Annotated in this window: 9 protein-coding genes; 4 read left to right on the plus strand and 5 right to left on the minus strand. The window is 46.3% G+C overall.

The genetic code is table 11. The features are described 5' to 3' along the window. Window positions 1-92: 92 nt before the first annotated feature. The gene (gene recJ / locus J2X05_RS15155; protein ID WP_310073911.1) at window positions 93-1,829 is read left to right on the plus strand and encodes a single-stranded-DNA-specific exonuclease RecJ; all 1,737 of its coding nucleotides are present in this window, start codon (window positions 93-95) and stop codon (window positions 1,827-1,829) included. Window positions 1,830-1,847: 18 nt separating this feature from the next. On the opposite strand, the gene J2X05_RS15160 is transcribed toward recJ, so the two are convergent. Continuing rightward, entirely contained in the window at window positions 1,848-2,471 is a 624-nt protein-coding gene (locus J2X05_RS15160; protein ID WP_310073912.1) for an arylesterase, read from the minus strand. Window positions 2,472-2,552: 81 nt separating this feature from the next. Between J2X05_RS15160 and J2X05_RS15165 the strand changes: the two genes are divergently transcribed. The 3 genes from J2X05_RS15165 (at window position 2,553) to J2X05_RS15175 (ending at window position 7,207) form a co-directional block, all read left to right on the plus strand. After that, a complete protein-coding gene (locus tag J2X05_RS15165; RefSeq protein WP_310073913.1) occupies window positions 2,553-3,236 on the plus strand; it encodes an ABC transporter ATP-binding protein in 684 nt (227 codons plus the stop codon). A 5-nt stretch (window positions 3,237-3,241) separates the two neighbouring features. Further along, on the plus strand, window positions 3,242-5,740 hold the full coding sequence (locus J2X05_RS15170; protein WP_310073914.1) for an ABC transporter permease: 2,499 nt from the start codon (window positions 3,242-3,244) through the stop codon (window positions 5,738-5,740). A gap of 84 nt (window positions 5,741-5,824) precedes the next feature. Then, on the plus strand, window positions 5,825-7,207 hold the full coding sequence (locus J2X05_RS15175; protein ID WP_310073915.1) for an MATE family efflux transporter: 1,383 nt from the start codon (window positions 5,825-5,827) through the stop codon (window positions 7,205-7,207). Between the two features lie 71 nt (window positions 7,208-7,278). Here the strand turns inward: J2X05_RS15175 and J2X05_RS15180 are convergent, their stop codons facing one another. The 4 genes from J2X05_RS15180 to J2X05_RS15195 all read right to left on the minus strand — a co-directional run bounded on the left by J2X05_RS15180 (window position 7,279) and on the right by J2X05_RS15195 (window position 12,039). Further along, the gene (locus J2X05_RS15180; protein ID WP_310073917.1) at window positions 7,279-9,084 is read right to left on the minus strand and encodes a hypothetical protein; all 1,806 of its coding nucleotides are present in this window, start codon (window positions 9,082-9,084) and stop codon (window positions 7,279-7,281) included. Between the two features lie 116 nt (window positions 9,085-9,200). After that, complete coding sequence (locus J2X05_RS15185; RefSeq protein WP_310073919.1) at window positions 9,201-10,112, minus strand: transketolase family protein; 912 nt, start codon at window positions 10,110-10,112, stop codon at window positions 9,201-9,203. Next, window positions 10,109-10,915, minus strand: a complete 807-nt coding sequence (locus J2X05_RS15190) for a transketolase (protein WP_310073921.1) — start codon at window positions 10,913-10,915, stop codon at window positions 10,109-10,111. The genes J2X05_RS15185 and J2X05_RS15190 overlap by 4 nt, the downstream gene beginning before the upstream one ends. Window positions 10,916-10,941: 26 nt before the next feature. Then, window positions 10,942-12,039 carry an NAD-dependent epimerase/dehydratase family protein gene (locus tag J2X05_RS15195; RefSeq protein ID WP_310073923.1) on the minus strand — a complete coding sequence of 366 codons (1,098 nt, stop codon included), beginning with the start codon at window positions 12,037-12,039 and terminating at the stop codon, window positions 10,942-10,944.

The raw sequence follows: 12,039 nt of genomic DNA on the forward strand, positions 1-12,039 counted from the left end.
TCATACACCTTGTGTTGATTAAACGCCGCATGGATTTATCCTTGCGGCGTTTTTATTTCTGTTGTTATTGTTATTCCATTCGAAAGTAAATTATGCAAAAAACTATTCGCCGTCGTGATTCCGTCCAGCCTGTTGAATTCCAAACGGCTATTCATCCGCTCCTGCAGCGCATTTACAGTGCGCGCGGCGTGCAGCATGAGCGGGAGTTGCAATATCAACTTGCGAATCTCCATAAACCTAATTTTAAAGGCTTGGCTGAGGCAGTAAGCCTATTGGCGGATGCTGTGGTTGCGCAGGCGAAAATTATTATTGTCGGCGATTTTGATGCGGATGGCGCAACCAGCAGTGCGCTTGCAGTGTTGGCATTGCGCGCAATGGGTTTGCACAATGTTGATTTTTTGGTGCCCAATCGTTTTGAATACGGTTATGGTTTAACACCGGAAATTGTTGCTGTGGCAGCTGCGCAGCAACCGGATGTGATCATCACCGTTGATAACGGAATCTCCAGTATTGACGGTGTACTTGCCGCGCGCGAGTTAGGTATAGCGGTGATTGTAACTGATCACCATTTGCCCGGTAGCGAATTGCCGGAAGCGGACGCCATTGTTAACCCCAACCAGCCAGGCTGTGAATTTCCGAGTAAAAATCTTGCCGGCGTCGGTGTTATTTTTTATGTGATGAACGCGCTGCGTGCCGAGCTGCGCCAAATGGGTTGGTTTGCAGAGAGCGGAATAACCGAACCTAATATGGCGAGCTTTTTGGATTTGGTAGCACTGGGCACAGTTGCCGACGTAGTGCCATTGGATTACAACAACCGTATTTTGGTTGCGCAGGGTTTGCAGCGTATTCGCGCAGGTGTTTGCCGTCCGGGAATTAAAGCGATGCTGGAAGTATCAGGCAAACAAGCCAATAAATTAGTGGCCAGTGATTTTGGTTTTGCGTTGGGGCCGCGCTTAAATGCAGCGGGGCGGTTGGATGATATGTCGCTTGGTATCCAATGTTTAATGTGCGAGAGCGAAAATCTCGCGCGTGAAATGGCAGCGCAGCTCGATGAATTAAATCGCGATCGCAAAGCCATTGAAACGGGTATGCAACAAGAAGCCATGACTATGCTGCAAAAAACCTTACAAGCGGACGCAGAGAGTTTGCCTTGGGGTTTATGTTTATTTGATGAAACCTGGCATCAGGGCGTGATAGGTATTTTGGCTTCACGTATTAAAGATAAATATCATCGCCCTACGATTGTGTTTGCCGATGTAGGTGAGGGTGAGATCAAAGGTTCCGCGCGTTCGGTTCCGGGTTTCCATATTCGCGATGCATTAGATGCGGTTGCTGCACGCCATCCGGAATTGCTGCAAAAATTTGGTGGTCACGCCATGGCGGCGGGCATGAGCTTAATGCGTGCTAATTTTCCTGCATTTGCGCAGGCGTTTGATGAAGAGGTTCGCCGTCAGCTAACGACAGATGATTTACAAGCGGTTGTGGTGAGTGATGGTGCGTTGGCCGCGCAGGACTTTTCGTTGCATATTGCCACTCAATTGCGCGAAGCAGGGCCCTGGGGGCAACATTTCCCCGAGCCGGTATTTGATGGCGAATTTTTTTTAGTGCAGCAAAAATTGGTGGGTGAAAAGCATCTAAAAATGACCCTGGCGCATGACGCACATGGGCAGCAACTAGTGGATGCCATTGCCTTTAATATAGATCCAACGTGTTGGCCTAATTCACAAGCGAAAAAAGTGCGCGTGGCTTATAAGTTGGATATCAACGAATTTCGGGGGAATACTACAGTGCAATTGCTGGTAGACTATTTGGAGTTGGCAGCGCAGTAGCGCTGCCGGTTCTTGCATTCAGGGCAATAGCTTTTCCAGTTCTGGCAACACATTTTTTACGATAAGCGGTTGGGCTTCGGCAGTAGGATGAATTCCATCGCGCTGCACTAATGTGTCATTCCCGCCGATCCCCTCCAGTAAAAAAGGAATTAATCCCAGCTGATTTTGTTTAGCAAGTTTAGGGTAAAGCTCTTTAAATTGATTGCTGTAGCGCGCGCCATAGTTGGGTGGAATCTGCATGCCTGCCAGTAATACTTTCGCCTCATTTTTTTTGCTGGCATCAATCATTGATTGTAAATTTTTCTCTAGTAATTTCAACGGTTGGCCGCGCAGACCATCGTTACCGCCTAGCTCCAGAATCACAATATCCGGGTTATGTTCGGCGAGTAATGCTGGCAGGCGTGTATTGCCACCGGAACTGGTTTCACCGCTAACGCTGGCGTTAATGATCTGTACTGCATGATTTTTCGTTAGTTCTTCCTCAAGCAGACTTACCCATCCTTGCTCTACATCTATGCCATACCCTGCACTTAAGCTATCGCCCATCACCAATATCTTTGTGGTAGCTGTTGGGTTTTGTGCATAGACAAGACTGGTGACAATTGTCAGGAGTAAAAACAGGTAAATCTTCAGTTTGTACATGGTTATCAAAATCCTATGCCAATAGAATGGAGGTATTCGTGTTTAATAAAGGTTTTTTGCTTCATTAAAGGTTACTCAATTATGTCTGCTGTTGCTATGGTTCAAGCGAATTCAGTCACCAAACAAGTTAGTACGCAAGAGGGAAATTTAACGATCCTCCACCCCATTTCCATCAGTGTGATGGCTGGAGAGTCACTTGCGATTACAGGCGCATCGGGATCGGGTAAATCCACGCTGTTAGGTATCCTCGCCGGTTTGGATGTGCCCAGTAATGGAGAGGTGATTCTGAATGGGCATAACCTGTCACAGTTAGACGAGGAGGGGCGTGCAAAAGTTCGCGCCGGCAATGTAGGATTTATTTTTCAATCATTCCAACTCTTGCCTGGTCTCAGCGCTCACGAGAATGTGATGTTGCCATTGGAACTACGCGGCGACAAAGCAGCGGGCAGCAAAGCGCGCGAATTTTTAGAGCGCGTGGGATTAGCCCAGCGCTTGCATCATTATCCCCAACAATTGTCCGGCGGTGAGCAACAGCGGGTTGCGATCGCGCGTGCATTTGCCAGTGAACCTAAAGTCTTATTTGCCGATGAGCCTACTGGCAATCTCGATAGTACTACCGGTGCGCGCATCATTGAATTGCTGTTTGAATTAAACCGCGCGCAGGGCACAACGCTAATTTTAATCACGCACGAAGAGCGTCTGGCGCAGTTGTGCAATCGCCGGATTGAGTTGGCAGCGGGCTCTATAGTCTCAGGTCGGGAGTAATTGCGATGATGCTGGCATTTAACTTATTGAGGCGAAATTGGCGCAGTGGCGAATTAAAACTATTGGGTTTTTCACTGCTATTAGCAGTTGCAGTGCTGAGCGGAATTTCCATTTTTACCAATCGTCTTGAATCGACGCTAATCAGTGAGAGCAATAGCGTGCTCGGTGCAGATTACATTGTGCGCGGTTCGCAGCCACACAATCCCGATTGGCCTGCTGCCGCAGCAAAAGACAATATTCAACAAACGCAGGCTGCGCTGTTTTCCTCTATGGTATTTGCCGGCGATGAAATGCACCTTGCTTCAGTGAAGGCAGTGGACTCGGGTTATCCTTTGCGCGGGCAATTTGAAATCAGCCGTGTACCGTTCGCGATGAATCTTGCCGATATCGAAATCGCTAAAACAATTCCTGCACCCGGCGAAGCCTGGGTCGATTCACGTTTGTTGCCGCTATTAAAAATTCAACTGGGCGACAAAGTGGCTGTCGGTGAATACGAATTAAAAGTCACACAGGTATTGATTCGTGAACCTGACAGCGCCAATCCGTTTAGCATGACTGGCGCGCGCCTGATTATGAATATTGCCGATCTGGAAAAAACCCAGGTGGTGCAACCCGGGAGCCGTGTGGATTATCAATGGTTAATTGCATCGGACAATATTGGCCAACTGAAAGCATTTGTTGATCAACTTAAACCGCTGCTTAATAAACACCAGCGCTTGATCGATATAGATTCGGCGCAAGAGCGGGTGGGGCGCACCTTAAAGACCAGCCGTCAATTTTTGTTGTTATCAGCTGTAATTGCCGTGTTGTTGGCCGGAGTGGCGATTGCGATTACCGCACGCCAATTTTCCGCGCGCCATACTGATCAAGTTGCATTGATGAAAAGTCTTGGTGCAGGTGCCGTACAAATTCGCACGCTGTATTTTTCTCAATTATTGTTATTGGGAATAATTGCTTCGCTGATTGGGTTGGTTTTTGGTGACTTATTGCAACGCACTGTGGCGACAAGTTTGCAGCAGGTGTATCAAATCCGTTTAGGCGCTGCGAGCTTTTATCCCTATGGGATGAGTTTTTTTAGCGGCCTGATGTGCCTGGTATTTTTTGCCTTGCCCGCACTTTGGTATTTGCCAGCTGTACCGCCACTAAAAATCCTGCGCCGTGAATTGGCCGTGAATATGCCTCAGGTGTGGATGCAAGCCGCTTTGGCGTTGTTTGCGGTATTGACCCTGGTGATTTTATTTAGCCGCGATCTTGAATTGGCATTGAGTATCAGCGGTGCGCTACTTACCGTTATTATGGTTACCATTATTGCTGCATATGGCTTACTGGCCTTGAGCAAAAAAATGGTATTGCGTCTCGGTGGTTTTTGGCGTTTGGCCTTTGCCAATTTGCAGCGCCAACGCGGCCAAAGTCTGATACAAATTTTGGTATTTTCAATTGCAATTATGTTGTTGTTTACGATGACCATTGTGCGCACATCGCTGATTGAAGAATGGAAAGTACAGGTGCCGGATGATGCACCCAACCATTTTTTAGTGAACATTCCGCCTGCTGAATTATCACAAGTGCAAGCATTGCTGGAAAAAAATAAGGTTAGGCCAGAACCGCTTTACCCGATGATGCGTGCGCGCTTAACGCACATTAATGGTGTTGAGACAACGGAAGAGCAGCGCTCGCTTGCCAATGCGTTGCGCCGTGAATTAAATGTAACTTGGGCTGAAACCCTGGCGGCAGATAATAAAATCCTCGAAGGATTTTGGTGGGATAAGTGGCAGCGCAGTGCTGCGAATTTACCGGGTGTGTCAGTTGAGGTGAATACCGCAAAAGAAATCGGGTTAAAAATTGGCGATAAACTGCAATTTTCATTTGGTGGTTTATTGCTGGATGCGGAAGTCGCGAGTTTCCGCAGCCTTGATTGGCGTAGTATGCGCCCAAATTTCTTTTTTATTTTTGAACCGGGTTCATTGGACACATACTCACCTACATTTATCACCAGTATCTATTTGCCGACACAACAAAAATCGTTTATCAATCAGCTGTTGCTAGATCATCCAACCATTCTGGTGATGGAGCTTGACCGGATAATCGAGCAGATCCGCAGTATCATCGACCAAGTCAGCGATGGTGTTTTATTAGTGCTGTGGTTGACCTTGATGGGCGGTTGCCTGGTATTGCTGGCGGCGGTAATGGGCAGTATCGCCGCGCGCAAACAGCAGGCAGGTTTGTTGCGTGCAATGGGCAGTCCACGCCAATTAATTGTGGGGAGTATCTGCGCCGAGTTTGCCATTCTCGGTTTTCTGGCGGGGCTGATTGCCATTGTTGGAACCGAACTACTTTTGATTAGTTTGCAAAAATTTGTGTTGGAAACGGCGATACAGCCACACTATATTTTTTGGCTAATATCCCCTCTTAGCGGTGCCGTGTTCGTGTCTGCGCTAGGCTATATATGCTGTCGCCATGTAGTGACAACACCTCCCGCTGTTGTATTGCGTGAGGCTGCTTGATTTCCCATCCATCCAGCTTGTTTTACGGAGGCGGAAATCTGCCTCTGTGTTTTTAACAATACAGTCACATAATAGAAACTCATTATGAAATCTGCACATAGACAGGTACCCCAAAGCCGGGTCCTGGATAAAGGTATTTGGGGCATGAGCCGTCCGATGTTTATCGATCAGGCAGTGACCTATACCATCCCGCTGGTGGATATGTATTTCCTCAGTCGTATTTCCGATAGTGCTGCCGCTGCGGTAGGTGCAATCACCCCCCTGGTATTTGTCGCCAACGCGTTTTTAATAGTCAGCGCATTTGCCGGCGCGAGTATTGCGAGCCAGCGCATAGGTGCAAATGATTATGCGCGCGGCAATGCCACGATCGCCGCTTATGCAGTGTTTGTGATGGTATTGGCATTAATTGCTGCGCTGACTGTAAATCACGGTGGCCCTTGGGTCGCATCGGCAATGTCATTAAGTGCAGACGTTGAACAACATGCACGGACATATTTATCGATCATTGGCTGGATGGTGGCGCTCTGGGGTTGCCGCGTTATTTACCAAACTGTTTTAAATATTTACGGTGAGCCCCAATGGAATACCTATAGCAATATAATTTTATTTGTCAGCAATATTATTGGTTGTTCAGTTGCAGTCTATGGCTTTATGGGAATACCCCCGACAGGTGTGCAAGGTGTTGCTATTGCGAGCGTGATTGCAGCAGGTATGAGCCTCACATTTGTTGCATTGGTTGTTCATTTAAAATTGCGCATTCATATTCCGTTGCGCGAAGGTATAAAAAACTTTGGTGTGTTAATTACACCGGTAGTAATGATTGCTGCGCCTTCTATTCTCGAACCTATGTCATTTCAAGCCTACATGATTGCGCTTAACTGGATCGCCGCTGAAGTAGGTGATCTTGCGTTAAAAGTCAAAGTCTATGCATACAATACCTTTTTATTTTGCCTGATGATTTCTATCGCCCTGGGTATGGCGACTGAGGCAATTATCGCGCAGCGTGTAGGCCGACAAGAATTTGATTTGGTGGATAAACAACTTAAACAAACATTAAAGCTTTCACTGATTGGTACCACCGCACTGGCATTGACCTGGCTGCTATTTAATAAACCAATATTGCAATTGTTCAGTGATGACCCTGAAGTTATCACAATTGGGTTATGGGCTTTTGTATTAAGTTTTCTCGCTGAACCATGGCGTACGGTCAATATTACCATCGGTAGTGCCCTGCGTTGCGCAGGAGACGCTGCATTTACGTCTATTTCCAGTATTGGTGTTATCTGGTTATTTTCCGTTCCTCTCGCGTATATCCTCGCGATACCTTTCGGCTTGGGTTTGTATGGGTTATTGATTGCGGCTGTGCTTGATGAATGTATCCGTGCGCTTATAAAACGCTGGCGTTGGAAGCAGGGCAAGTGGATGCATACGGGTATCGCCGCGCGTGAAGCACGGTTGATTGAATAAAAAATAATAACGGTTTAAAAATATATCTCACTCTGTTAAGCGAGATGTATCTAAAAGAAGGACTCAAAAGTTTATTGACTGAGCCGTGTTAAACGATAAAGCCGCAGGCTATAACCTTGGAAACCTACATCTTCCGCTGCTGACACTTCATAAAACTGGCGTAGATGCGCCAGCTCCTTTTCTTCATTAGAAAATTGCGCAAGCCAGGACATATAAATATAAATCGCATGGGGTGGTGCTATTGCGCGGTGTAGATCGCTAATTTCGATAATGTTATAGCCAAAACTATTGCGTTTATCTATGGTGCGCTCCAGTGAGTCCGCATTCACAAAAGTATCACCACGGGTAAACCAGGCGTAACCGCTGTCTTTATTCCAGGTAATGATCGTGGTATCCGGTTTGATGGGAATGGCTTTTTGCATGCGGTTGAGCAATTTGTCTTCCAGTGCAAATTCCGCATTGTAAACAAAACCATTTCCCTGGGCTTCTCCAGCACTATCAATTTGTAAAATACGGTGTTCGCTAAACGCGGTTGATCCAAATACCCATTTCGAGAGCGGATCAATTGTGCGAAAAGTTTGGAGTGTAAATAAAGTAAATACTATGGCGAGTAAAATGCAGCGTGTTTTGCGTGACTTAGCTGCGAATTGTAGTGATAGGAGCGCAAAAATAATCAGGAAAAAACCACCGTACACTACGTAGCGCGGAATAATGTAGGTGATGTATGTGAGGTTAAAGACAACAAAGATGAGGAAACACATAAGCACGGGTAGCATGCCCCACCAGCGATTATTTTCTGCTGGAGCTGCCGTGGCTTCTGCATTACTACTATTGGGCTCAGTGATAACCGATTGGCTGTACTCAGTATTTGAATCTATCGATGCGGTTTCTATTGTTGCGCTTGTTTTTTTTCGACCTCGCTCGATATAGCGACCGTAACCGATCAAAAGTGCAAACAATACAACAAGCACCAATACCCAGTGAAAATTGAGAATAAATATTTCACCTGCTCGATTGGACATCACACGCGTATTGAAACCAAAACAATTCCAGCCTTGCGAATCAAATTTAATCCCGTTGCTCGCTGACCACATGGCTCCCTGTTTGGCAATTGAATAGAGTTTAAAACCAACACCAGGTAGGAAAATACAAAATATTCGGTAAAAAATAGTTGATAAAGGGAGGTGGTGTTTTACCGCTAAAATTCCTGTAGGCGGAAGTAGATGCCCCAAACTTGGCAGGCGACCTGCACGATTTTCCCGGCACAGGACAATCAAGCTATAAAGCCCTATGCCACCGGCTAATGAAATCCAGAATAGTACTCCTGTCGCTTTGGAGAAAATCATAAACAGACTGGCAATCGCAAACCAGCCGTAGTGACCATAAAGTAATGCAGCCAGTGCGGCAGTAAAAAAAACTAATACTGGAAAATCAGTATTGATAAAAATGGATGTGGCAAAAAATAGGGGGTCCAGTGCAAAAATTGCGGTGGCCAATAATACTTCCGGTAAATGTTGCGCGCTTGGTAAAAACCAGCGAAAAATTTTAAATGTGCAGAATACCGAAAAAGTAGCCAACAAAAGATGGGTGAAGTTAAGCGTAAACAGATTGGGGTAATCAAGTAGTTGTCCTAATACCAATAAGCCAACATAGCCCATCGCGGAATGGCCAAACACGTTATAGGTGTCGAGGATAACGCGTGGTAATTCAGCCATATTACCAATAGTTTTAGTGGCTTCAATTGCGCTGGCAATACCGCCCCAATAGGTGGCGGCATCCCAACGTGGTACAGCATCCAAATAAAAACTGCGCACGACAACATAGGCCAATAGCAATAGGCTTAATAAGCCTTGTTCCTTGAGTTTAAAAAAATACAAACTCCGTTCCCCTATGAATTGGTATTACCCTGGGTACCTTAGGTAGAAGTTTTAGATAATAAGTCTTCGACCGTAAGTGCTTACAGCAGATCTTTAGTAATAAATAGGTAATTTAATTAATCTGTGGCTAGTATTGATGAGAGTTGTGGTAATAAAGCCGCTACATCAATGCCATGCTCTTTAAGCAAATAATCGTAGCTGCCACACTTTTGTGAGAACCGATCTTGCACTCCCATACGGACAACCCGCGTATTACCTGTTTCACTGACTATTTCCGCAACAAGGCTACCCAAGCCCCCCATAATTGAATGCTCTTCAATTGTCACCAGAGTTTTGGTGTGCAGGGCAATATTATTGACTTGATTCTTATTAATTGGTTTTAGTCCAGGTGCGCTCCATACGGCCGCGTCTATTGTTTCCGCCAGAGCAACTGCAGTCTTTACCATTGAACCCGTCGCTAAAAAAACAATATTGTTTTGGGTGCCTGTACGTACAGGTACCAAATCGCCAACAGGTACGGAAACTGGTCCTTGATGTACTTGGCCAATATCGGATTTTCCCATACGTACGTAAAATGGCGATTCAAAACGCAATGCTTGATCCATGGCATATTGCATTTCATAAACATCGCAAGGCGATAAAATGCTGATATTTGGAATGCAGCGCAACACAGCAATATCTTCCGTCGATTGATGGCTGCTACCCAGGCTGCTATAGACAAGGCCAGCACCGTCACCCATAAAGACGACGGGTAAATTTTCGTAGCACACATCCATTTTAATTTGTTCAAGCACGCGGATGGGTACAAATGCACTCAACCCGTACACAATGGGTTTAAAGCCCGCTTTGGCAAGGCCTGCAGCAACGCCAACCATATTTTGTTCGGCAATGCCGGCATTAATAAATTGCGCCGGTAAACATTTACGAAATTCATCGAACAATGCATACCCGTGATCGCCAGTTAATAGCAGCACTTTGGAATCTGCCTGGGCTGCGGCAAGAATAGCTTTGGAAAATACGGATCTCATACTGCTGGCTCCAATTCGGCCATGGCCAGATCAAAAGTGTCTTGGGTTAAACGCGTGTAATGCCAGCTGTTTTCGTTTTCCATAAACGAAACACCTTTACCTTTTACAGTGCGGGCGATGATGGCTTTGGGGTTGTCATTTTTATTGTTTTTTAATTCGATCAAGGCGTTGTCCAGCGCGGTTTCATCATGACCATCTACGGCAATTGCATCAAAACCAAATGCGATAAATTTATCTTTCAGGCTGCCCAAGCCTAACACCTCATGGGTTTTGCCCATTGCCTGAAAACCGTTTTCATCGACGATAACAATTAAATTATCCAGTGCTTGTTGTTTGGCGAATAAAATAGCTTCCCACATGGTGCCTTCATTCATTTCACCATCGCCAACAATAGCGTAGCAGTATTGATCGCTTTTATTTAATTTGGCGGCGAGTGCCATCCCGACACCTACGGATAAGCCGTGTCCCAAGGAGCCTGAAGTGACTTCACAGCCAAGAACGTGAGCATCGGATAATCCTTTGAGCTTTGAGCCATCTTTAAAATAGTTTTCGATGTCGGTAGTCGTCAACCAATTCTTTTCATAAAGGCAGGCGTACTGTGCCATAACGCCGTGGCCCTTACTCAATACTAAATAATCACGCAGTGCTGCCGCTGGATTATCTCCGGGATAGCGTAAATGATTGCGATAGAGTACCGACATAATTTCGATAATCGAAAATGCGCAGCCGATATGCACGGTCGAGCCGGAATAGGCCATTCTTAATACGGTTTGTCGTAATTGGTGGGGGGCAAATGCAGTCATGCGCTACGTCCGTCTCGAATAAAGGGCTAGTGATTATGCGCGGCTGATAAGCGCCTGCGCTTTTCCCAAGCAATTGTTTTGTGAATGGCAGAAAGCAAATCGGTGTATTGTGCCAGCTCCAATTCCTGGTGTGCTTTGCTCACGTCGGGCACGTATTGCTGGATTGGACCGTTGGTGACAGGTTGCTGGGCAATGGTGACTCTATTTTCACCGTAAATAATATCGGATATGGTTTCAGCCAAGGTTTTGATAGAGATAGCCTGTGCAGAACCCAGATTATAATTTTGTTGGGAACGACCATTGATCAACATGGTTAATAGCCACACGGTCATATCCGCTGCGTATAAATAAGAGCGGCTACTGGTGCCATCACCATTGATTGCAATTGTGCGATTGTCGAGTCCATCGCGAATAAAATTCCCCGCTGCAAAATGTGCATCCAGTGGCAGGTAAGGGCCTAGCAACGCAAAGCAGCGCGCAACTTTTACCTGGATATTGTACTGCTGAGCAAAATTGTGGGCGAGCCATTCGGAGACACGCTTACCCTGTCCATAGGCATTATTAATATCGAGTGAGTCAGGGGCGCCGGAATAATTTTCCGCGATATGAGATATTGCTGTCGGTTGGCGACCATAAACTGCGCCCGAGCTGGTCAATAAATAACGTCTTGCGCCTGCGCGCTGTGCAAGCGCCAAGGTTGCCCGCGTGCCTTGTACGATGTTGTCGAACGTAGCGATAGGATTGTCACCGGTTTTTACTACATCAGTAGCCGCATGAATCACACTATCAAAGGGTTCATGGATTTTATCTAGCGCGGTGACGTCACCTTGAATCAGAGTTACTATCTTATGCGTCGCTAAATGCGGAGCCTTGATAGTAAACGCAGCGGGATCTCTGCTGAGAACACTCAGGTGGAGATTTAAATCCAGTTGTGCGTTTGCCCATAGCAGCGCCTCCAATAACCAACAACCCACAAAGCCGGTGCCGCCGGTAATAAAAATACGTTGATTGCGCAACGCCGCCCATACCTCGGTTGGCGTTTGCGTAACAATCAACTGCAAATCATCCAGTGCTACACCGGGTTGATAGCTAGTGAGTGTGTGATTAGTAGAGTCCTGATTCAT

Source organism: Cellvibrio fibrivorans (genome assembly GCF_031457055.1).
GTDB lineage: Bacteria > Pseudomonadota > Gammaproteobacteria > Pseudomonadales > Cellvibrionaceae > Cellvibrio > Cellvibrio fibrivorans.

What these genes read in the sequence shown, in the direction of transcription:
- recJ (WP_310073911.1), top strand. Translation starts at nt 93, where the DNA reads ATGCAAAAAACTATTCGCCGTCGTGATTCCGTCCAGCCTGTTGAATTC.
- J2X05_RS15160 (WP_310073912.1), bottom strand. Translation starts at nt 2,471, where the DNA reads ATGTACAAACTGAAGATTTACCTGTTTTTACTCCTGACAATTGTCACC.
- J2X05_RS15165 (WP_310073913.1), top strand. Translation starts at nt 2,553, where the DNA reads ATGTCTGCTGTTGCTATGGTTCAAGCGAATTCAGTCACCAAACAAGTT.
- J2X05_RS15170 (WP_310073914.1), top strand. Translation starts at nt 3,242, where the DNA reads ATGATGCTGGCATTTAACTTATTGAGGCGAAATTGGCGCAGTGGCGAA.
- J2X05_RS15175 (WP_310073915.1), top strand. Translation starts at nt 5,825, where the DNA reads ATGAAATCTGCACATAGACAGGTACCCCAAAGCCGGGTCCTGGATAAA.
- J2X05_RS15185 (WP_310073919.1), bottom strand. Translation starts at nt 10,112, where the DNA reads ATGAGATCCGTATTTTCCAAAGCTATTCTTGCCGCAGCCCAGGCAGAT.
- J2X05_RS15190 (WP_310073921.1), bottom strand. Translation starts at nt 10,915, where the DNA reads ATGACTGCATTTGCCCCCCACCAATTACGACAAACCGTATTAAGAATG.
- J2X05_RS15195 (WP_310073923.1), bottom strand. Translation starts at nt 12,039, where the DNA reads ATGAATCAGGACTCTACTAATCACACACTCACTAGCTATCAACCCGGT.